The following is a 19,685-nucleotide window of genomic DNA, read 5'->3' on the forward strand; positions in this document are numbered from 1 at the left end:
CCGATACTGGAATCAGAGACCAGGAGGCGGCCATGCCGACGCAGTACGACACCCGGCGGGCGAACTCGGCACTGGCCGCGCTGGCGGTCGGAGCCTTCGTCTACGTCACCAGCGAAGTGCTGCCGATCGGCCTGCTCACCGTGATCGCCGACGACCTCGGCCGATCCCGGTCGGAGATCGGTCTGCTGGTGACCGGATACGCCGCGGTCGTCGTCCTGATGTCGGTGCCGATGACCCGGGCCACCCAGCGCGTCCCGCGCCGGTTCCTGATCACCACGAGCCTCGGTCTGCTCGGCCTGGGTCTGGTCGCTGCCGCGCTGGCGCCGAACTTCGAAGTCCTGCTGCTCTCCCGCCTGACCTCCGCGCTGTCCCAGTCGCTGTTCTGGTCGGTGGTCACCTCGACGGCGACCGGACTGTTCCCACCCGAGGTTCGCGGCCGCGCCATCGCCCGCATGGGGATCGGCAACGCGCTGGCCCCGGTGCTCGGCGTACCGGTGGGGACCTGGCTCGGCCAGCAGGCCGGCTGGCGGACGGCGATGCTGGTGATGGCCGGCCTGACCCTGGCCACCGCGGTCGTGCTCGGGGCGTTGCTGCCGTCGACCGCCCGCAAGGACGACGCGGTCACGCGCGGCTCGATGCCCGACGGCCGGCGGTACGCGCTGCTCGTCGTGGTCACGGCGGTGGCGGTGTCAGGAGCGATGACCACCTACACCTACGTGACGCCGTTCCTGCTCGACGTGAGCGGCTTCCGGCCGCAGTCACTCGGCCCGCTGCTGGCGGTGATCGGGGTGGCCGGCGTCGTCGGCACGCTGGCGGTCGGCAGATTCCTCGACCGCTCTCCGCGCGCAGCGCTCGTTGCCGCGGTCGGACTGATGACCACGGCACTGGCCGGGCTGGCGTTGCTGGGCTCGGTCCAGCCGGCGGCTGTCGTTCTTCTCGCGATGATGGGCCTGGCGTTCAGCGCCTTCGCGGCCGCGGTGGGGCACAGGACCTTGCTGATCGCGCCGGGCAGTACCGACCTGGCGTCAGCAGGGACCAGCTCGGCCTTCAACGTCGGCATCGCGGCGGGGTCACTGCTCGGCGGGCTGCTCATCACCCACCAGGGCACCGCGAGTGTCGCGCTGGTGGGCGGTGCGCTCGCAGCCGTTGCGCTCGCCGGACTGCTGGCCGAGCCGCGGCTGGTCGCGAGGCGCACCGCCTCGTGCCGGTGTCCGGCGGAGCCGCAGGTCAGCGGCTCCGCCGGATCCGATCAGCCGTAGTTGCGCTCGATCGAGGCCGACGGCGTCGGGGTCGGCTTGGACTGTGCGACCCGCTGCTCGCTCGGGTGCTTGCCCGCCTCGATGCCCTTCAGCGTGCCGAGCAGCTCCAGCTCGGACAGCGTCAACCCGGTCGCCCCGGCCGCAGGCGTCAGCACCAGCCGGTACTGCGTGTACGACTTGGGCTGGGCCACGCTGAACGACCGTGTGTACGACGGGAAGGCCCAGGTCTGGCCCGACCGCTTGTCGACGGTCGTCCACTTGGTCCCGTCGTTCGATCCCTCCAGCGTCCAGCCCGAGGGCGCGGCGCCGGTGGCTCCACTGGTCAGCGTGTACATCGTCACCGGACGCCCCTGCTGCAGCGTGACGGTCACCGTCGGCGCGGCGCCGGTGAGCGTGACCTGCTGCTTGGAGTCGTTGTCGGTCAGGGCCGACACGTCGACCCCGCCGGCCGCGGTGACCGCACCCTCGTCCTCGGTCGAGTCCCGCCAGGTCTTCGGGTCCTCACCAGGCGTGGTGATCGACGGCGGCGCGTCGTTGCGGCCCGAGCCCCAGGTCGCCGGCTGGTCGGTCATGTCGAACTCGATCTTGCCGCCGTGCGCGATCAGGTCGTGCGGCAGCGCGGTCGAGGTCCACTTCTTGCCGTTGACCTTGACGCCCTTGACGTAGACGTTCTTCGCGCTGTTCTTCGGCGCGCTGACCACCAGCTTCTTGCCGCCCGGCAGGTTCACCGTCGCCTTGGTGAACAACGGCGACCCGATCGCGTACGACGGCGAGCCCACCTGCAGCGGGTAGAAGCCGAGCATGCTGAACAGGTACCAGGCCGACATCTCGCCGTTGTCCTCGTCGCCCGGGTAGCCCTGCCCGATCTCCGAGCCGAGGTACAACCGGCTCAGCACCTCGCGCACCTTCGCTTGCGTCTTCGCCGGCTGACCGGCGAAGTTGTACATGTACGCGATGTGGTGCGACGGCTGGTTGCTGTGGCCGTACTGGCCCATCCGGACGTCACGCGCCTCGAGCATCTCGTGGATCGTGCCGCCGTACCCGCCGACGTGGGTGGCGTCCTCGGGGGTGGAGAAGAACTCGTCGAGCTTCTTCGCCAGACCGTCGCGGCCGCCGTACAGGGCGGCCAGGCCGGCGCCGTCCTGCGGGGTGGAGAAGGCCATGTTCCAGGCGTTGGTCTCGGTGTAGTCGTGACCCCAGTCGCGCGGGTCGAACGTGCTCGGCGAGTGGCCCCAGACGCCGTCGGCGTCCTTGCCCTGGAAGAAGCCGATCGCCGGGTCGAACAGCGTGACGTAGTTGCGCGCCCGGTTCAGGTAGTAGTGGTAGTTGTCCAGGTACTCCTGCTTGCGCGGGTCGCTCTTCTTCGCCGCGTCGTACAGCGCCTTCGACATGTTCGCGATGCCGTAGTCGTTGATGTAACCGTCCATCGACCAGCTGAAGCCCTCGGCCGTGCTGTTCGCGGTGTAGCCGTTGAAGGTCGACCGGTCCAGGCCCTTGCGGCCGACGTTCTCGGTCGGCGGGCGGACGGCCGCGTTCTTCAGCGCCGCGTCGTACGTCGCCTGCACGTCGATGCCCTTGATGCCCTTGAGGTAGGCGTCGGCGAAGGCGACGTCCGAGCTGGTGCCGACCATCAGGTTCGCGTAGCCCGGCGAGGACCAGCGCGAGATCCAGCCGCCGTCCTTGTACTGCTGGACGAAACCGTTCACCAGGTCGTCGGCGGTGTCCTGCGAGAACAGGCTGTACGCCGGCCAGACGGTCCGGTAGGTGTCCCAGAACCCGTTGTTCACGTAGGTCTGCCCGGCGACCAGCTTCGAGCCGGTCGTGGTCGGGGTGTCCGCGCCGACCTTCGGCGAGACCGGCGAGGCGTAGGTGATCACCGGCTTCTTCGCCGTACCGGTGTTCTCCGAGCCGTTGTTCGGGTAGAGGAACAGACGGTACAGGTTCGAGTAGAGCGTGGTCAGCTGGTCCGCGCTGGCGCCCTCGACCTCGATCGTGCGCAGCTTGGCGTCCCAGAGCTTCTGCGCCGCCGACTTCACCTTGTCGAACTTGCTGTCGGCGCCGAGCTCGAGCTCCAGGTTCTTCTTCGCCTGCGCGGTGCCTATCAGTGAAGTGGCGATCCGCAACTGGACCTGCTGCACGTTCTTGCCGAAGCTGAAGTAGCCGCCGACGTTCGCGCCGCCGCCGTCCGCGAGCTTGCCGGAGGCATCCACCTTCTGGTCGACCACGCCGTACACGAACAGCCGGCCGGCGCCGGTGGACAGGCCGCTCTTCACGTCGCTGAAGCCGGTCACCACTCCGGTCTCCGGGTCGAGCGTCAGCCCGCCGTTGTTGTTGGCGTTGTCGAAGACCAGCGAGGCGTTGCCGTCAGGGAAGCTGAACCGCAGCATCGCCGCGTGGTCGGTCGGAGCCACCTCGAGCGCGTTGCCGTTGTCGAAGGTGACGCCGTAGTAGTACGGCCGGGCGATCTCGTTGTCGTGGCTGAACGCCCAGGCGCGCTTCTTGCGATCGGCGGTCGGCGTCGCGGCGGTCGACGGCATCACCTGGAAGGTCTGCCGGTCACCCATCCACGGGCTCGGCTCGTGGCTGATCGACAGCGCCTGGATCTCCGGCTTGTTCTGCTCGTTGTTGCCCTTGGCGTAGTCGTACAGCCAGGACGTCGAGCCGGCGTTCGTGACCGGGGTCCAGAAGTTGAAGCCGTGCGGTACGGCGGTCGCCGGGATGTTGTTGCCCCGCGAGAAGCCACCGGTCGCGTTGGTGCCACGGGTGGTCAGCGCCAGATCCGACGGGTGCTTGGCCGCGGTCTTGCGCGCCGCCTCGTCCGGGTTCTCGGCCTTCGCGATCCGGACGTCGTCGATCCAGCCACGGAAGTCGGCCGGGCCCTCGGGCTTGTCGTAGCCGACCAGGATCCGCTGGATCGTCTTGCCGGCGGCGTACTTGCCGAGGTCCGCCTCGATGTTGTTCCACTGGTTGGTGGACAGGCCCTTCGCGTCGCCCTGGCCCCGCGGACTGAGCTCGAAGCCGTGGTGGTCCTTGGCCTTCAGGTCGCTCAGGTAGGTGCCGTCGGAGAACGCCAGGTCGAGCGCGGCGTACGTGCTCGGGTAGCTGAGATCGCCCTCGACGTGCTCGGGGAAGATCTTGTACGACAGCCGGGTGTTCTTGCCGACCTTGAGGTCGACGTCGGCGATCTTGTTCCAGGTGTAGCCGCGGCCCTCGGCGGTCTGGTGGCCGGCGTACCGGAAGGACTTGACGCCGGTGAAGCCGGTCCGGGCCCGGGCGTTGTAGGCGCTGGTCGGGCCGGAGTCGAGCCGCGACTCGGCGACCTCGCCCGGAGGCGGCAGCGGAGCGCCGTTGGACAGGTACCAGTCGGCGAGCTGGACGATGTTCTCGCCGTGGTTGAGCGTGACGTCGAGCTTGAAGTAGGTGTACGCCGTCTCGTTCGCGACGGTGTACTCCTTGGTCTGGAAGCGGTTCTCGAACGACTCGCCGGTGCGGGTGTCCAGCGTGGTCCAGGTGGTGCCGTCGGTGGAGCCGGACACGGTCCAGTTCTGCGGGTCGCGGCCGTCGGCGTCGTTGGCCGAGGTCAGCGCGTACTTGCGCAAGGTGACCGGTGCCGACGTCCGGTAGACCAGCCAGCCGGTCTTCGCGAAGACCAGCCACTTGGTGAACTTGTCCCCGTCGGCGGCGTTGGTGGCGATCTCGCCACCACCGGTGTTCTCACCGCTGGCGGTCACCTGGGTGACCTTGTCCATCTCGCTGCCGCCGATCCCGGTCGGCGTCGGTCCCCGGACACCGTCGGTGCGCGGTTTCCCGTCCGGCCCGGTCTCGACCGCGTCGGTGTAGCCGGGCTGCGGCTGGCCCGGCTCGAAGGAGGTGAAGTAGGAAGCCCCACTCACCACAGGCTGCGGGCTCGCCTGGGCGGAGGTGGGAACGGAGGCGCTCGCTGACGTCATGGCAGACATTGTCACAACAAGCCCCAGAGACGTGACGAGCCCCAGTGGGCGGCGGAGTTTCATCTCGGCTCCTAGCACGGCAGAAGGTGCCCGCCGAACGCGAGCACCCTGATGGTCACGCGGCCCCGATGACAAGGTTGTCAGCCCGCGTTCCGCAGTGATCCTCCCTACCGCGTCACGCCCGGTCAAGACTTCGTCGCAGTCAGTTCGGAAGTTGCCGGTCCGGTCAGCGGGTCGCGGCCACCAGCAGCGTCGGCAGTACGGCGAGGAACCGGTCGCGCCGGGCCCGGTCGGTCTGCTCGGCCAGCCAGCCGTCGGCGTCGTCCCGAGTGATCAGCGCCTTGTCGACCGCCGCGTCGGCGGCCAGCTCCAGCTGTTTGACCATCACGTCGTGGCCGGTCACGACGCGGTTGTGGACCACCACCTCCGGGTCGTGGAAGCCGGTGTCGAGCAGCCAGTCGCGGAAGCTCCGGGCCGCCCGCGGCGCGACGGATCGGGACTCCAGTCCGAGCAGGATCACGTCGGTCAGGTCCTGGTCACTGCTGTCGATCAGCAGGAACCCGTAGTCCTGGCCGGCAAGCACCGCGCGGCCGCCGGGCCGGAGCACCCGGTAGGCCTCGGCCAGCGTCGGCAGCGGGTCCTCGAGCAGGTGGAACAGCCGGACCGCGCGGTAGCCGTCGACGGAAGCGTCCTCGAGCGGCAGCCGGTCCGAGGGCGCGGTGTGGAAGACCGCGCCCGGCGTACGGGCTTCGGCGACGGCGACGGCGGCCGGGTCGGCGTCGACCCCGATCGTCTTCAGTTGCTGTTCGACGAGCTCCGCGGCCGCGTGCCCGGCACCGCAGCCGACGTCGACCACGGTATCGCCGGGCGCGAGCCTGAGCAGCCGGTACGACGCGGCCCGCAGCTCGGCCGCCCCTTCGGTCTGTTCGATCCGATCCAGGAACGTTGTCTCTGCCATTCCCTCACGGTCCAACTTCAGGTGCACCTGAAGTCAAGGGCGGCTCAGTCCATCGACACCTTGTCGAACACGGTGGTGGTGTAGCGGACGTCGACACCGACCTCGTCGCCGACCGCCGGCGGGGCCACCGACGACGGCAGGAACAGCATGCTGGCCTGCATGTGCGGCGGCTCGGCGAACCAGCGCTGCTTGCCCTCGATGGTGAACGGCGACAGCGCCATCCCGGCCGCGTCGAGGCTGCCCTTGGCCACCGCGATCGCACGCTGCCGAACGCTGGCGGCAGCCGTCGGCGCCTCCAGCCCGACGCCGTGCGCGGTGCCGCCCGAGACCACCAGGATGTGGCCGTCGCCGCTGACCCGGCGCTGCCGGTATCCGACCCGCTCGCCCCGGCGGACCGAGTGCACGTCCAGCACGGTCGCCCGCACGCTGAACGCACCCCGGTCGCCCAGCCACAGGCCGGTGCCCATCCGCAGCTTCACGTTCTCGCCGATGTCGGCCAGCTTCTGGGCCGGCACGTGCGACACCCACAGCGGTCCCTGCCGGACCGCGCGGGCCGCCTTGCCGAGATCCTGGGCCTCGCGGATGTTGGCCGACGTACCGCCGGCGCCCATCGGGAAGTGCAGGGACCAGCCCTCGAACTTGATCCGGTCGAGCGCGTTCAGCAGCATCGTGTGCCGCAACTCGCGGGCACCGATGCCGTGCCGGCGCATCGAGGTCTGCACCTCGATCAGCACCCGGCTGCCGGCCGGGATCGAGACCAGGTCGGCCAGCCGGCTGACCGTGTGGATCACGTTCTTGCCCTGCGGGACCTCCAGGAACGAGCGCCACGGCGAGAGCACGACGACGTCGTCCTTGTAGTCCGGCGGGACCTCGTTGTAGGTGCCGACCGCGACCGTCTTCGCGCCCAGCGCGCGCGACTCGGCCAGCAGCCGCGGGTTGCCCACGCCGTACCCGTTGCCCTTGGCCACGGGAATGATGTCGGGGTTCCAGGTCGACCGCAGGTGGTCGCGCCATCGATCGGAGTCGATGTGCAGGATCAGGGGCATGGTGTCAACGCCGTCTCATGTAGAGGTCGAATGCGGTGTAGAGCGCCTTGTTCAACGGCAGATCCCACTCACCGACGTACTCGACGGCTTCGCCGCCGGTGCCGACCTTGAACTGGATCAACCCGACGTGCGGGTCGTTCGGGTCCAAGGTGTCGGTGATGCCCCGTAGGTCGTACACGGACGCGCCCGCGGCGAGCGCGTCCGACATCATCCGCCACTGGATCGCGTTCGATCCACGGACGTCCCGCTTGGCGGTCGAGCTGGCTCCGTAGGAGTACCAGGAGTGACCGCCCACCCGGACCCAGATCGTCGACGCGACCAGGTCCCCCTCGTGATAGGCGTTGTAGAGCCGGAAGTCGCAGACGTCGGCCGGCTGGTGGGCCATCGCCGCCTGCATCTTGACGAAGTACGGCAGCGGCCGCGGGGTGAAGTGGTCCCGCTCGGCCGTCTCGACGTACAGCTGGTGGAAGGCCTTCAGGTCCTCCGGCGTACCGAGGGTCACCTCGACGCCGAGCTTGTCGGCCTTCTTGATGTTGCGCCGCCAGAGCTGGTTCATGCCCTTGAGCAGGTCGTCCTGGGTGCGGCCGGCCAGCGGCACCTGGAAGACGTACTGCGGCTGGCCGGCGGCGAAGCCCTCGCCGACCCGTGGAGCCTTCCAGCCGAGCGCGCGCAGCTGAGCCGCGACGGTGGCGCCGGACGGCTCGATCACGTCCGGGCGGACGTCGCCGAGCTTCGGCTGCTGGCCACCGGCGATGGCGTCCTTGATCGTCTTCGCGGTCCACCGCCGGGTCGCGACCGGCGGGCCCATCCGCAGCCCGAACGCGCCCTGCTCGTGCGTGTGCGCGGCGAGCGGCCGCAGGTAGCGGCCGAGGTCGATCGCGTCCCAGTCGATCACCGGGCCCTCGGGCAGGTAGGCCAGGTAGCGCTTCACCTTCGGCATCTGCCGGTAGAGCACCAGCGCCACGCCGACCAGCTCGCTCGGGTTCGCCGGGTCGAACCAGCCGAGCGACTCCGCCTTCCACTCGCTCTTCACCGCCGCCCAGCCCGGGGTCTGCAGGAAGCTGGCCGAGGGCTGCGCCGCCAGGTAGGTGGCGTGCTCGTCGGCCGAGATGGTCCGGATGCTGAAGTCACTCACGGTCGGTCAGGTTACCGGGCGGGAGCGCCAGACCGTAGCCGAGCGGAGAGTCCGCGACTACGGCAGCGCTCCCACCCGGTACGCCGGGTGAACTTCGCGCCTGGCGCCTCAGCCGATACGGATCAGCCGGGAGCCGTGCGCGGGCACGTCCTCGGCGGTCCAGCTGCTCCAGGAACGGCCGAGGTCCTTGCGCGCCACCAGGTCACGCACGCGCTGGAAACGGCCGGTCCCCAGCGCCTTGAAGTCGACCGTGATGTCGGCCGGCGTGGAGCCGAGGTTGTAGACCGCGGCGTACGTCTTGCCGTGCACGACCTTCTTCCAGACCTGCAGGTCGCCACCGGTGACGCGGGTCGGCAGGACGGCCGACTGGTCGAGGGCGATCAGCTCAGGGTTGGTCAGGATGTCGACGGCCTGCTGGTCGATGTGCTGCAGGTCACCGCCGACGTACAGGGGAGCGGACGCCATCGACCAGAACGTCATCACCGACTGCCGCTCGACGTCGTTGATGCCGTCCTGCAGCCCGGCGCCCGAGTTGTTGTTGATCGGCATCGAATCCAGATCGGCCAGGTAGTCGGGGCGGAGGTGCTGCAGCCAGTTCGGCAGGTCCTCCCAGCGGTTGTCGACCGAGCTCTCCCAGGTCGCCGTCGTCTCGCAGTAGCACTCGACGTCGGTGTCGATCCGGACGCCGTTCAGCCACGGCCGCAGCCCGTCGGCGGCCGCGATGTCGACCGGCCAGGCGCTGCCGCTCAGCCAGATCTTCCGGCCGGTCTTGTCGATCGCCTTCGAGTAGGCCCGGATCTCCGGCACGCTCGAGGCGAGGATGCCGTCGATCTTGAGGAAGTCGATGTCCCACGAGACGTACTTGGCCACGATCGAGTCGATGTAGGCCTGCGCGCACGGCTTGGTGTAGTCGATCATCCAGTTGTCGTCCCACTTGTTCGCGTGGGTCAGCGGCTGGACGGTGATGTCCTGGACGGTGCAACTGGTGCCCTTGACCGGCACGTTGCGGTCGTAGATCTTCTTCTCCAGCCCGATCGCACCGTAGATGCCGAGCTTGAGTCCCTTGCGGTGGACGTAGTCCGCGACACCCTTGATGCCGCTGGGAAAACGGCCCGGATCGGCGCTGGGGATGCCGTACTCGTCGCTGTGGAACTGCCAGTCCATCGTCGCGCTCCAGCCCGCGTCGAGGTTGATGTAGCGGTAACCGGCCGGTTTGAGCTTGGCGGCCATCGTGTCGGCGGTCTTCTTGATGTTGGCCTCGGTCAGCCAGTCGGTGCCGTAGCCGGGCGCCTTGGCGGAGCCGATGCTCCAGCTGCTCCAGCCCATGAAGGGCTGCGGGTGCGGTGACTTCGCCTCGGCCGGCGCCGGGCCCGCGGGCGGCAGCACCGCCAGTAGCGGAGCGAGCAGCGCGAGGCTGAGTGCACGTCGGGAGATCATGGGCGGCGTTCCCTCCGTCGAGATGCGTGAGAGATCGAACCTACGATCATTACTTAACTCTGGCAATAAATACCCGCCTGTCGGTTCTCCTTAGGGTGGCGGGCATGAGAGTGGCTTTGGTGACCGGGTCCGCGTCGGGGATCGGGGCCGCGACCGCGCGGCGGTTCGCGGCGGACGGGATGACGGTGGTCGTGCACTCGCGAACCAGCCGGGACGCCGGGGAGGCGCTCGCGGCCGAGCTCGGTGGGAGTTACCTGCAGGCCGATCTGGGTGACGACGAGCAAGCGGCTGGGCTCGTCCCCGCCGTACTGGCGGAGTACGGGCGGCTCGACGTACTGGTGAACAACGCGGGGATCAGCTGGCCGGTGCCGCACGCCGAGCTCGACGGGCTGAGTGCGGCCGACTGGCGCAAGCTGCTCGACGTGAACCTGATCGCGCCCTGGTTGCTGTGTACGGCGGCAGTCCCGGCGCTGCGGGAGACCGGTGGCTGTGTGGTCAACGTGACCAGCCACGCCGGCGTCCGGCCGAAAGGCAGCTCCATCGCGTACGCCGCGAGCAAGGCGGCGCTCAACCACGTCACCAAGCTGCTCGCCGCCGCGCTCGGACCGGACGTCCGCGTGAACGCGGTCGCTCCCGGGCTCGTCGACACCCCGCTGACGGCGACCTGGACCGATGCCCACACTCTGTGGAAAACCCGGAGCCCAATGGGACGCGCCGCGCGGCCCGAGGACGTCGCCGACCTGATCGCCGCGGTCGTCGCGAACAGCTATCTGACCGGCGAGGTCATCCTGCTCGACGGCGGTCTCAACCTGCGCTGACGTTGTGTCGGTGGGCACTTCTACGATCGCGGGATGCCGTTGCTGGGGTCGTCGCTGGGTCCGGATTTCCGTCGTCTCTGGCTCGCCTACACGGTGAGTGCCGCGGGCAGCGCGGTGGGCTTCGGCGCGCTGCCGTTGATCGCGGTGCTCGTGCTCGACGTCAGCACCTTCCAGGTCGCGATGCTGGCCGCGTTGTCGGCGATCGCGGGTGCGGCGCTCGCGCTGCCGATGGGCGACTTCATCGAGCAGCGGCACAAGCGGCCGGTGATGATCGCCGCCGACCTGGTCCGGTTCGCCGCGCTGATCAGCATCCCGGTCACCGCCGCGCTCGACGTTCTGACCTACGCCCAGCTCTGTTTCGTCGGCATCCTGCACGCCGCCGCGCTGATCGCCTTCACCGCGGCGAGCGGCGCGCACCTGAAGGCGCTGGTGCCGGCCGAGCAGCGGACCGAGGCGAACGGCCGGTTCGAGCAGACCACCTGGATCACGCTCAGCGTCGGGCCGCCGATCGGTGGCGCGCTGATCGGCCTGATCGGTGCGACCTTCACGCTGGCGATCGACGCGATCTCCTTCCTGCTCTCGGCGTTCGGCATCAGCCGGATCCGCCGTCCCGAGCCGGCGCCCGCGCAGCGGACCGACAAGCGCGACATCACCGCCGGCTGGCGCTACATCTGGCGGCAGCGCGGGCTGCGGATGCTCTTCCTGAACTCGCAGCTGTTCGGCGGCCCGGTGATGATGACGTCACCGCTGCTCACGGTCTTCATGCTGCGCGACCTCGGGATGCCGGCCTGGCAGTACGGGCTGGTGCTCGGCCTGCCGTGTGCCGGCGGCGTACTGGGCGCGTGGTTCGCGCCGCGGCTGACCCGTCGGCTCGGGCTGCACCGGATGCTGCTGATCTTCGGCGTACTGCGGGCGCCTTGGCTGCTGTTGTTCCCGCTGGCGACACCGGGCATCGATGGGTTGCTCCTGCTGATCGCGGCAGACACCGGACTGATCGTTGCGGCCGGGGCGTTCAACCCGTCGTTCGCCACGTACCGGATGGAGGTGACCGAGGACGCCTACATGGCGCGGGTCTTCACCGCCTGGTCGATCACCTCGCGCGCCGTGCAGCCGGCGTTCATGGCGCTCGGCGGGGTGCTGGCCGGACTGGTCGGGCTGCGGACATCGTTCCTGATCGCGGGATGCTGCTGCCTGCTCAGCGCGGTCGTGCTGCCCTGGCGCAGCGCTGCCCGATCGGAGCCGCTGCCGGAAACGGTCTGATCGATTGCGGTACCGTCCCGCGCATGGCCGAACCGCGCACCGACCGCACCGCGACGTTCTACTGGGTGTGCTCTGCGCTGACCCTGGTGGTCGGGCTCTTCCTCGCCGCGGACATCGCCGACTCGAACAGCCGGTACAACGCCACCGCGTGGACCGGCGTCGTGCTGGCCGCGGTGCTGATCCTGGCTCTGGCGGTCGTGTACGCCGGGTGCGCCCGCGGGCAGCTCTCGATGGAGCAGGTCGTGATCGGCAGGTTCACGCTCTTCCAGGCCTCGACCATCGCGGTCGTCGCCGCGGTCGGTGCCGACATCCTGATCCCCGCGCGGGACACCGGCTCGCTGGCGCTGCTGCTGCCGTGGGGCATCACCTACTGGCTGCACAACCTCAAGCCCGCCGAGCCCAAGCCGTAGTCTCCCGGCTCAGCTGAGATTCGCCCGCAGGTAGTCGAGGTCGGCCTTCTGCCCGTTGTCCGCGTTCGGAGTCTCGACGACGACCGGCGCTCCGGCGGCCTTGACCACCGCGACGATGTCGGCCGGGTCGATGTGCCCCTGCTCGAAGTTGCTGTGCCGGTCGGCGCCCGAGCCGAACTCGTCCCGCGAGCCGTTGGCGTGCACCAGGTCGATCCGCCCGGTGATCGCCAGCACCTTCTCGACGATCGTCGGCAACTCCTCGCCCGCCGCGTGGAAGTGGCAGGTGTCGAGGCAGAACCCGACGTTGTCCAGCCGGTCGTTGCCGGACGCCTGCACGGCTTCCCACAGCCGCTCGATCCGCTCCAGCTGGCGGGCCATCGCGTTCTCTCCGCCGGCCGTGTTCTCGATCAGCAGCGGCACCGGCAGCTCGGCCCGCTCGATGCACTTGCGCCAGTTGTCGAAGCCGGCCTCGGGATCGTCGTCGTCACCGACGTGGCCGCCGTGCACGATCACGCCCTTGACGCCGATCTCGGCGGACTTGTCGAGCGTCTGCTGCAGCAGCTTGCGGCTCGGGATCCGGATCCGGTTGTTCGTGTTCGCCACGTTCAGCCGGTACGGCGCGTGCACGTACAGGTCGACGCCCGCGGCGGCGGCGCGCTCGCGCAACGCCTCCTCGCCGTCGGCGTACGCGAGCTTCGGCGCCTTGTAGTCCTGCGGATCGCCCAGGAAGAACTGCACCAGGTCGGCGCCCCGGTCGGCCGCCTCGGCCAGCGGGTCTTCCTGATCGACGTGCGCACCCAGCTTCAAGCTCATGTCCTCACCCTAAGACCGGCCACCGACAGATCGGGCGTCAGGACCAGCCCTGCGAGCGGGTCACCGGCCGCGCCCCCGGGAGCGGCGGCTGCACCGGCCGCCCCTCGAACTCGGTCGACAGCACCACGTGGGTGTTCATCTCACCGTGCTCGCCGAGCCGCTCGAACAGTCCTTCCAGGTGGCGCATCGAGGTCACCCGGACCCGCAGCATCGCGCACGAGTTGCCGCTGAGCTTGTGCACCTCGAGCACCTCCGGATAATCCTCCGACCGGGTCGTCTTCAGCAGACAGCGCCCAGTGGTGCAGCGCATCTGCACGAACGCCGACAGCGGCTGCCCCGCCCGGGCGGCGTCGACCTGGGCCCGATAGCCGACGATGACGCCGGACTCCTCCAGCCGCCGGACCCGGTCGGCGACCGCCGGCGGGGAGAGGTTCACCCGCTTGCCGAGCTGGTTGTACGACAGCCGCCCGTCGGCCTGCAGCTCGGACAGGATCTGCCAGTCGGTGGCGTCCAGCGTGCGCTCCTGAAAGGTCATCTCCCCAGAACACCTTCGAGATCGCTGCCCGGCAAGGCCGAACACCTTTCATCGGCCATTCTTCGCGAGCGCCGGCCTTCCTAGCGTTGACGGCATGCTGATTCCTGTCGTCGTCGCCGCGGCCCTGATGAACGCCGCGATGGTCGCCGCGAGCGCGGTGAGCACGATCCTGGTCGCCGAGGAACTGTCGCCCGGGCTGGCCGGACTGCCGAACACCGCGGGCGTCCTGGGGACGGCCGCGGGCGCTGTCGCGGTCGGGCGCTGGAGTGCTCGCTTCGGCCGGGCTCAGGCACTGAGGTCCGGCTACGGCGTCGCGGTAGCGGGCGGTGCTCTGACAGTCCTGGCCGCTGTTGGAGCACCGGTCGCCCTGCTGTTCGTGGGCATGTTCCTGCTCGGTGCGGGCAACGCGGCCAGCCTCCTGTCCCGCTACGCCGCAGCCGACGCCGTCACCCCAGCTCGTAGAGCAGCAGCCATGGGAACAGTCGTCTGGGCCAGTACGGCGGGCGCCGTCGGAGGGCCGTTCCTCTTCGAGCCGTCCGAGGCCCTCGCCGCGTCGACCGGCCTGCCGGCGCTGGCCGGCCCGTTTCTGCTCGCGGTCGCCGCGGCGTTCGCGGCTCTGGTCGCCGCCAGCCGCATCCGCCCACAACCCGTCGAGGGGCCGGAGCAACCGAACGACTCGGAGTCTCAGGCAACGTCACGCCGTACGCCGGTCGTCGCGGCCGGGGTGATGCTCGTCGGGCAGTTGGTGATGGTGGCGATGATGACCTCGGTGCCGGTGCACGCCCACCACCACGGGCAGAGCCTGGGGGCACTCGGACTGATGCTGTCGTTCCACACGCTCGGCATGTTCGCCCTGTCGCCGGTCACCGGCTGGTGGATCGACCGATCGGGTCCTCGGCCGGCGATGCTGGCCGGACTGGTGGTCCTGGTGGTGTCGGCGCTGGTGGTCGCGGTGCCCAGCGGGGCGTCGTTCACCCCGGCGCTGTTCTTCCTCGGCTTCGGCTGGAACCTCTGCTACCTGGGTGGCAGCGCGTACCTCCTTCAGGCCGCCCGGGCTTCCGAGGCGGCGCGGGCGAGGCTCGAGAGCCGGGTGGAAGCGTGGGTCTGGGCGGTGTCCGCCGTCGCGACCGCGGGCTCGACCGCGCTGTTCGCCGAGGGCGGGTTCCTGCTGCTCTCGGCGGTGTCCGCGGTCCTCGCACTGCCGTTGCTCTTCGTCACGGTGCGCACACCCAAGGTGGTTGCGGCCGCAGCGACTGCCCAGTGCGCGCGCGGCTGAAGGCCTGTGGATGATGGTCAGGGCAGGGTCCGCACGCTGGTATTCTTCTGCCGTGGCCCGGTCCATCGACCGGGCTGCTTGCTTGGGTTCGGCGGCAATTGCCGATCCCGGGTGTTTCGCATCGCCCTCCTGCCACGGAGAGACCGTGGCCGCCAAGTCCGAAGGAGGTGGAGTTCGCGCATGCGTCGTTACGAAGTCATGGTGATTCTCGACCCTGAGCTCGAAGAGCGCACCGTTGAGCCGTCCCTCGACCAGTACCTGAACATCGTCCGCAAGGAAGGTGGAACGGTCGAGAAGCTCGACATCTGGGGCCGTCGCAAGCTCGCTTACGACGTGAAGAAGAAGGCCGAGGGCATCTACGCCGTCATCGACCTGACCGCCGAGCCGGCTGTGGTGAAGGAGCTCGACCGTCAGCTCACGCTGAACGAGTCGATCCTGCGCACCAAGGTCATCCGGCCGGACCAGCACTGACCCCTGGGGTCGTCAGCAGCATCGGTACTGTCGGCGCAAGCCGCTACTGATAGCTGTGGACACAGTCACACCCGAATGCAGGAGGAACGGTAATGGCAGGCGAAACCGTCGTCACACTGGTCGGCAATCTTGTCGACGACCCTGAACTGCGGTTCACCCCGTCCGGTGCCGCCGTCGCGAACTTCCGGGTCGCGTCGACGCCGCGGACGTACGACCGGCAGTCCGGTGAGTGGAAGGACGGCGAGTCGCTGTTCCTGAGCTGCTCCGTCTGGCGGCAGGCCGCCGAGAACGTGGCCGAGTCGCTGCAGCGCGGTATGCGCGTGATCGTGCAGGGCCGGCTCAAGTCGCGCACGTACGACGACCGTGAGGGCCAGAAGCGCACGGTCTTCGAGATCGACGTCGACGAGGTCGGTCCGAGCCTGCGCAGCGCCACCGCCAAGGTGACCCGGGCCTCGCGCTCGGGGCCCGGCGGCGAAGGCGGCGGCGGCAACTTCGGTGGTGGCAACTCCGGCGGTGGGTTCGGCGGTGGCGGCAATCAGGCCCCGCAGAACGACCCCTGGGCGTCCCCGCAGGGTGGAGGTGGCGGCCCGGCCGCCGCTCCGCAGAACGACCCCTGGGCCAGCCAGGGCGGCGGCTCGATGGAAGAGCCCCCGTTCTGATCCGTCCAGGATCACAGCACTGACCCGACGACCATTCCGGCACTCGTGCCGGGCTCTGCTAGGAGGAGAGCACCACAATGGCCAAAATTATCCGGAAGCCGAAGAAGAAGGTCTGCGGCTTCTGCAAGGACAAGGCGACTTACGTCGACTACAAGGACACCGCGCTGCTGCGCAAGTTCATCTCGGACCGCGGCAAGATCCGCGCCCGCCGGGTGACCGGGAACTGCGTGCAGCACCAGCGCGACGTGGCCACCGCTATCAAGAACGCTCGTGAGGTGGCCCTGCTGCCGTACACGAGCACGGCTCGCTGAGGGAGGTCTGAGACATGAAGCTCATCCTGGCGCAGGAGGTCGAAGGCCTCGGTAACCCCGGCGACATCGTCGAGGTGAAGGACGGCTACGGCCGCAACTACCTGGTTCCGCGTGGTCTGGCCATCGGCTGGACCCGGGGCGCCGAGAAGCAGATCCAGACGATCAAGCGGGCGCGCGACGCCCGGGCGATCCAGGGCAAGGAGCACGCGAGCGAGGTCAAGAACCAGCTCGAGCAGCTCGGCGTCACGCTGAACGTGAAGGCCGGCGAGACCGGCCGCCTGTTCGGCTCGGTCACCCCGGCGGACGTCGCCGGTGCGATCAAGTCGGCCGGTGGCCCGCTGGTGGAGAAGCGCGCGATCACGATCGGCTCGCCGATCAAGACCACGGGCAAGCACCAGGTCTCGATCCAGCTGCACCCCGAGGTGGCCGCCACGGTCCGCCTCGAGGTCGTCGCGAGCTGACGCACCACCCCGTAGTACTCGCACCACCAGCACGGCCCGGGCTCCCAGAGCCCGGGCCGTGCTGTTCTGCGTTCGGTTACTCCTTGTTCGGAGTCGGCCAGCTGAGCGGGCGCGGGTCACTGCCCTGCCCGGCCTCGGGTGGGGCAACCGTCGGCAGGCTGACCGGCTTGGGGTCCGACTGGCTGAGGGAGCCGGTCGGCTTGTCCACCGTCGGCCAGTTCGTCGGCTTCGGCTCGTCGACCCGGCCGGCTGCTCCCGCGAACGCCGGCAGGCACGCCATCGTGATCGAAACGGCCCCGGCCAGCAGCCACCGCCCAGCCGGCCTCACTTCTTGTCCAGCGCGTAGAGAACGGTGCCGTGGACAACGATCGCGCGGTTGCCGGCGATGCCCCACGGACGGGCGGCGTTCTTGGGCAGTGCCGTGACCTTGCCGCCGCCGGGCACGATCGAGGACAGGTTGCCGCCGCTGTTGGCGTAGATCGTCGTCCCGGTGACCGAGAGCGGGTCGAAGTCCTCGAGCAGGGTGGTCTTGCGGCCGATGAAGTCGATCACGCACTCGCCGTACGCCGCGACCTTGCCGCCGGCGTCGGGCACCCACTTCCAGCTCTCCACCCGGCGCGGGTTCACCGCCGGGCAGGCCGCCGCGACCGAGCCGTCGGCGGTGGAGCTGACCGTCGGGATCACCTCGTCGGCCTTCTTGGTGTTCCAGATGACCATCGCGCGGCCCGGGCTGGCCATCGCGATGTGGTTGATCCCGGTCGCGCCGGACGGCGGCTTCAAGGTCAGCTGCTGCAGGTCCTTGCCGGGCTGGCTCCAGTACAGCGGTCCGGCGTACCGGGCGATCAGGGCCTTGTCGCCCTCGGCAAGCAACACGGTGGAGAACCGCGGCTGCTTCTCCACCGTGTGCAGGTCGCCGTTGCTGACCACACTCGCGTCCGTGTTGCCGAACGTGATCAGCGGGGAGGTGCCGAAGAACTGCACGTCCGCCCCGTCCGGCAGCTCGATCTCGGTCGGCTCGATCCCGTCGCCCGGGTAGTACCGCAGGCTTTTCGGCGTGGCGATCGCCAGCACCGGCTTGGAGTCGATCGTGGTGTAGACCGGATCGCTCGCGTTTTTCGGCACCTCGTCCTGCCAGAGCACCTTGCCGCTGCTGTCCAGGACGACCAGCTTCTGGTCCTCGGTCAGCACCGCGACCTCGCTGCCGTCGGGGGACACCACCGGCGCGGAGTTCTCGGCGATGTCGATGGTCCAGCTCGCGTTCGTGGTCCAGCCCGGCGGGGCCGGCCGGGCGATGAACTGGTCCGGCACGATCTTCGGCGCCGGCAGTTCCGGCAGTTTGTTCGCCGCCGGGGGCTTGGGGGCCTTGGGCTCACGCCCCACCAGCAGGTACGTCGCGGTGCCGCCGACCAGCACGATCGCCAGCCCGGCGGCCGCGATGATCGGCCAGATCGGCTTGCGCTTCGGCGCCACCTCGATCGCCTCGACCTGGCCGTCCGGGTGGATCACCAGCGGCCACGACGAGCCGTCGGAGTCGACCGCCGTCGCCTTCACGGCGCGCCCGAGCTGACTGGCCCGTTCGGCGACCAGCGCGATCGCGGCCTGCCGGGGGTCGTGGTGGTTCACCGGGTGGCTGCGCCCGGCGATCTTCACCTCGGCGTTGTGGTCGTCGTACAGCCGAATCGTGACCTTCGGCCAGGACGGGATGCCCTTGTCAGCCACGGTCACCACTCATCCACGCCACGGAACTCCCTCGATCGTCGGCTTCACGGGATCTCGTTCTAGCATGGCGACCGCCCGGACCAGATGCTGCCGCCCAGGCATACCAAGCCCCGAGCCGTCCGGCTCGACTGACCCCGACAAGGGGGTAGAAACATCCTCGCCTGTGGATGGGTCAAACGCGCGTACCCGGATAGCGCGACAATACTGTGGGCGACAGCCCGTGACACGCCGCGAGAGGAGGGGCCATGACGCAACCGCAGCAGAACCCGTGGACGACGCAGCAGCCACTGCCACCGGGGGGACCGCAGCCGGTGCCGGGTCCCCCGTCGCCGCTGCCCGACCTGTCCGCGCGCGGGCCGTCGGCGCCTCAGCACGGCGTGCCCGCCCCGGCCGAGGACCAGCGCCTGCCGAAGTTCGCCATCCCCGCCGCCGACACCCTGTGGTGGGTCGGCGTGCACGGTGGATCCGGCGAGTCGACGATGTCCCAGCTGCTGCCGGGCACGCGCGCGTCCGGTCACCGCTGGCCGATTCCGCCGCCGCCGGTGCCGACTCCGGTCGTGCTGGTCGCGCGGACGCACGGATCGGGCCTGCGCGCGGCGCAGCGGGCGGCGATCGAGTGGGCCTCCGGGGTGGTCCAGGGCGTCGCGGTGCTCGGCCTGGTGCTGATCGCCGACGCCCCCGGCCGGCTGCCCCGGGTGCTGGACGACTTCGCCGACATCGTCGGCGGCGGTGTTCCCCGCGTATGGGACATCCCCTGGATCGAGGAGTGGCGAAGGGGGGAGGATCCCACGCCCGACAACACCCCTGACGAGGTTTTCGAAGTTCTCGAATCCATTTACGCTCTGCGCGCGTCAAATCCAGCGGACTACCCCGCCCCGTACTGAGAGGCTCTGTTCATGTTGGTCAAGCACCTCCACCTCCTCGTCCCGCTCGTCGAAGACCTGCCCGACGAGGTGACCGGCAAGGTCGACACGGTGGTCAGCTGGGTCACCACGATCGCGATCGCGATCTGTGTCCTCGGTGTGATCGTCGCCGGCGCCATGATGGCCATCGGCCAGCGGCGTGGTGAGGGCGGCGAGCACGCGGCCCGCCTCGGCTGGGTCCTCGCGGGCTGCATCGTGATCGGTACGGCGTCGGCGCTGGTCAACACCATCGTCGGATGACCAC

20 protein-coding genes are annotated in these 19,685 nt (G+C 69.5%); 11 read left to right on the forward strand and 9 right to left on the reverse strand.

Annotated elements, in window-relative coordinates:
• Positions 1-32 precede the first annotated feature (32 nt).
• On the forward strand, positions 33-1,259 hold the full coding sequence (locus tag BWI15_RS32860; protein ID WP_077018394.1) for an MFS transporter: 1,227 nt from the start codon (positions 33-35) through the stop codon (positions 1,257-1,259).
• Here the strand turns inward: BWI15_RS32860 and BWI15_RS32865 are convergent.
• From BWI15_RS32865 to BWI15_RS32885, 5 genes are all read right to left on the reverse strand, one after another.
• Positions 1,250-5,209, reverse strand: a complete 3,960-nt coding sequence (locus tag BWI15_RS32865) for a GH92 family glycosyl hydrolase (protein WP_237771559.1) — start codon at positions 5,207-5,209, stop codon at positions 1,250-1,252. The two genes, BWI15_RS32860 and BWI15_RS32865, sit on opposite strands and share 10 nt — an antisense overlap.
• A gap of 226 nt (positions 5,210-5,435) precedes the next feature.
• Positions 5,436-6,167: a methyltransferase domain-containing protein gene (locus BWI15_RS32870; RefSeq protein ID WP_077019457.1), complete on the reverse strand. Its 732-nt coding sequence runs from the start codon at positions 6,165-6,167 to the stop codon at positions 5,436-5,438.
• A gap of 44 nt (positions 6,168-6,211) precedes the next feature.
• Complete coding sequence (locus BWI15_RS32875) at positions 6,212-7,213, reverse strand: alanine racemase (RefSeq protein WP_077018396.1); 1,002 nt, start codon at positions 7,211-7,213, stop codon at positions 6,212-6,214.
• 4 nt (positions 7,214-7,217) lie between these two features.
• Entirely contained in the window at positions 7,218-8,348 is a 1,131-nt protein-coding gene (locus BWI15_RS32880) for a lipid II:glycine glycyltransferase FemX (RefSeq protein ID WP_077018397.1), read from the reverse strand.
• Positions 8,349-8,456: 108 nt separating this feature from the next.
• A complete protein-coding gene (locus BWI15_RS32885; protein WP_083751148.1) occupies positions 8,457-9,785 on the reverse strand; it encodes a glycoside hydrolase family 27 protein in 1,329 nt (442 codons plus the stop codon).
• Positions 9,786-9,889: 104 nt separating this feature from the next.
• On the opposite strand from BWI15_RS32885, the gene BWI15_RS32890 reads away from it, so the two are divergent.
• The 3 genes from BWI15_RS32890 to BWI15_RS32900 are packed head-to-tail and all read left to right on the forward strand — an operon-like array spanning position 9,890 to position 12,273.
• On the forward strand, positions 9,890-10,603 hold the full coding sequence (locus BWI15_RS32890; RefSeq protein ID WP_077018398.1) for an SDR family NAD(P)-dependent oxidoreductase: 714 nt from the start codon (positions 9,890-9,892) through the stop codon (positions 10,601-10,603).
• A gap of 33 nt (positions 10,604-10,636) precedes the next feature.
• Entirely contained in the window at positions 10,637-11,863 is a 1,227-nt protein-coding gene (locus BWI15_RS32895; protein WP_077018399.1) for an MFS transporter, read from the forward strand.
• Positions 11,864-11,886: 23 nt separating this feature from the next.
• Positions 11,887-12,273 (forward strand): hypothetical protein, encoded by a 387-nt coding sequence (locus BWI15_RS32900; protein WP_077018400.1) that lies wholly within the window; start codon positions 11,887-11,889, stop codon positions 12,271-12,273.
• A gap of 9 nt (positions 12,274-12,282) precedes the next feature.
• Here the strand turns inward: BWI15_RS32900 and BWI15_RS32905 are convergent, their stop codons facing one another.
• Together BWI15_RS32905 and BWI15_RS32910 are read right to left on the reverse strand one after the other, a co-directional pair.
• Positions 12,283-13,086: a deoxyribonuclease IV gene (locus BWI15_RS32905; protein WP_077018401.1), complete on the reverse strand. Its 804-nt coding sequence runs from the start codon at positions 13,084-13,086 to the stop codon at positions 12,283-12,285.
• A 37-nt stretch (positions 13,087-13,123) separates the two neighbouring features.
• Positions 13,124-13,621 (reverse strand): Lrp/AsnC family transcriptional regulator, encoded by a 498-nt coding sequence (locus tag BWI15_RS32910; protein ID WP_077018402.1) that lies wholly within the window; start codon positions 13,619-13,621, stop codon positions 13,124-13,126.
• 94 nt (positions 13,622-13,715) lie between these two features.
• Here BWI15_RS32910 and BWI15_RS32915 point away from each other — a divergent pair, with 94 nt between their 5' ends.
• The 5 genes from BWI15_RS32915 (at position 13,716) to rplI (ending at position 16,799) form a co-directional block, all read left to right on the forward strand.
• Positions 13,716-14,897: an MFS transporter gene (locus tag BWI15_RS32915; RefSeq protein ID WP_077018403.1), complete on the forward strand. Its 1,182-nt coding sequence runs from the start codon at positions 13,716-13,718 to the stop codon at positions 14,895-14,897.
• Between the two features lie 180 nt (positions 14,898-15,077).
• Complete coding sequence (gene rpsF, locus BWI15_RS32920; protein ID WP_012924541.1) at positions 15,078-15,368, forward strand: 30S ribosomal protein S6; 291 nt, start codon at positions 15,078-15,080, stop codon at positions 15,366-15,368.
• A 92-nt stretch (positions 15,369-15,460) separates the two neighbouring features.
• On the forward strand, positions 15,461-16,027 hold the full coding sequence (locus tag BWI15_RS32925; RefSeq protein ID WP_077018404.1) for a single-stranded DNA-binding protein: 567 nt from the start codon (positions 15,461-15,463) through the stop codon (positions 16,025-16,027).
• A gap of 77 nt (positions 16,028-16,104) precedes the next feature.
• Positions 16,105-16,338 (forward strand): 30S ribosomal protein S18, encoded by a 234-nt coding sequence (gene rpsR / locus BWI15_RS32930; RefSeq protein WP_012924539.1) that lies wholly within the window; start codon positions 16,105-16,107, stop codon positions 16,336-16,338.
• 14 nt (positions 16,339-16,352) lie between these two features.
• Positions 16,353-16,799 carry a 50S ribosomal protein L9 gene (gene rplI, locus BWI15_RS32935; RefSeq protein ID WP_077018405.1) on the forward strand — a complete coding sequence of 149 codons (447 nt, stop codon included), beginning with the start codon at positions 16,353-16,355 and terminating at the stop codon, positions 16,797-16,799.
• Positions 16,800-16,875: 76 nt separating this feature from the next.
• Here the strand turns inward: rplI and BWI15_RS32940 are convergent, their stop codons facing one another.
• A complete protein-coding gene (locus BWI15_RS32940) occupies positions 16,876-17,127 on the reverse strand; it encodes a hypothetical protein (protein WP_077018406.1) in 252 nt (83 codons plus the stop codon).
• On the reverse strand, positions 17,124-18,524 hold the full coding sequence (locus BWI15_RS32945) for a hypothetical protein (RefSeq protein ID WP_077018407.1): 1,401 nt from the start codon (positions 18,522-18,524) through the stop codon (positions 17,124-17,126). The genes BWI15_RS32940 and BWI15_RS32945 overlap by 4 nt, the downstream gene beginning before the upstream one ends.
• Positions 18,525-18,763: 239 nt before the next feature.
• Here BWI15_RS32945 and BWI15_RS32950 point away from each other — a divergent pair, with 239 nt between their 5' ends.
• Both BWI15_RS32950 and BWI15_RS32955 read left to right on the forward strand, forming a co-directional pair.
• On the forward strand, positions 18,764-19,402 hold the full coding sequence (locus BWI15_RS32950; protein ID WP_077018408.1) for a DUF6668 family protein: 639 nt from the start codon (positions 18,764-18,766) through the stop codon (positions 19,400-19,402).
• A 12-nt stretch (positions 19,403-19,414) separates the two neighbouring features.
• Positions 19,415-19,681, forward strand: coding sequence for a TrbC/VirB2 family protein (locus tag BWI15_RS32955; protein WP_077018409.1), 267 nt, complete (start codon positions 19,415-19,417; stop codon positions 19,679-19,681).
• Positions 19,682-19,685: the final 4 nt, after the last annotated feature.

It is taken from the genome of Kribbella sp. ALI-6-A, from assembly GCF_001984195.1.
GTDB lineage: Bacteria > Actinomycetota > Actinomycetes > Propionibacteriales > Kribbellaceae > Kribbella.

What these genes read in the sequence shown, in the direction of transcription:
- BWI15_RS32865 (WP_237771559.1), bottom strand. Translation starts at nt 5,209, where the DNA reads ATGACGTCAGCGAGCGCCTCCGTTCCCACCTCCGCCCAGGCGAGCCCG.
- BWI15_RS32860 (WP_077018394.1), top strand. Translation starts at nt 33, where the DNA reads ATGCCGACGCAGTACGACACCCGGCGGGCGAACTCGGCACTGGCCGCG.
- rpsR (WP_012924539.1), top strand. Translation starts at nt 16,105, where the DNA reads ATGGCCAAAATTATCCGGAAGCCGAAGAAGAAGGTCTGCGGCTTCTGC.
- BWI15_RS32955 (WP_077018409.1), top strand. Translation starts at nt 19,415, where the DNA reads ATGTTGGTCAAGCACCTCCACCTCCTCGTCCCGCTCGTCGAAGACCTG.
- BWI15_RS32895 (WP_077018399.1), top strand. Translation starts at nt 10,637, where the DNA reads ATGCCGTTGCTGGGGTCGTCGCTGGGTCCGGATTTCCGTCGTCTCTGG.
- BWI15_RS32870 (WP_077019457.1), bottom strand. Translation starts at nt 6,167, where the DNA reads ATGGCAGAGACAACGTTCCTGGATCGGATCGAACAGACCGAAGGGGCG.
- BWI15_RS32875 (WP_077018396.1), bottom strand. Translation starts at nt 7,213, where the DNA reads ATGCCCCTGATCCTGCACATCGACTCCGATCGATGGCGCGACCACCTG.
- BWI15_RS32910 (WP_077018402.1), bottom strand. Translation starts at nt 13,621, where the DNA reads ATGACCTTTCAGGAGCGCACGCTGGACGCCACCGACTGGCAGATCCTG.
- BWI15_RS32890 (WP_077018398.1), top strand. Translation starts at nt 9,890, where the DNA reads ATGAGAGTGGCTTTGGTGACCGGGTCCGCGTCGGGGATCGGGGCCGCG.
- BWI15_RS32905 (WP_077018401.1), bottom strand. Translation starts at nt 13,086, where the DNA reads ATGAGCTTGAAGCTGGGTGCGCACGTCGATCAGGAAGACCCGCTGGCC.
- BWI15_RS32915 (WP_077018403.1), top strand. Translation starts at nt 13,716, where the DNA reads ATGCTGATTCCTGTCGTCGTCGCCGCGGCCCTGATGAACGCCGCGATG.
- BWI15_RS32925 (WP_077018404.1), top strand. Translation starts at nt 15,461, where the DNA reads ATGGCAGGCGAAACCGTCGTCACACTGGTCGGCAATCTTGTCGACGAC.
- BWI15_RS32900 (WP_077018400.1), top strand. Translation starts at nt 11,887, where the DNA reads ATGGCCGAACCGCGCACCGACCGCACCGCGACGTTCTACTGGGTGTGC.
- BWI15_RS32885 (WP_083751148.1), bottom strand. Translation starts at nt 9,785, where the DNA reads ATGATCTCCCGACGTGCACTCAGCCTCGCGCTGCTCGCTCCGCTACTG.
- rpsF (WP_012924541.1), top strand. Translation starts at nt 15,078, where the DNA reads ATGCGTCGTTACGAAGTCATGGTGATTCTCGACCCTGAGCTCGAAGAG.
- rplI (WP_077018405.1), top strand. Translation starts at nt 16,353, where the DNA reads ATGAAGCTCATCCTGGCGCAGGAGGTCGAAGGCCTCGGTAACCCCGGC.
- BWI15_RS32950 (WP_077018408.1), top strand. Translation starts at nt 18,764, where the DNA reads ATGACGCAACCGCAGCAGAACCCGTGGACGACGCAGCAGCCACTGCCA.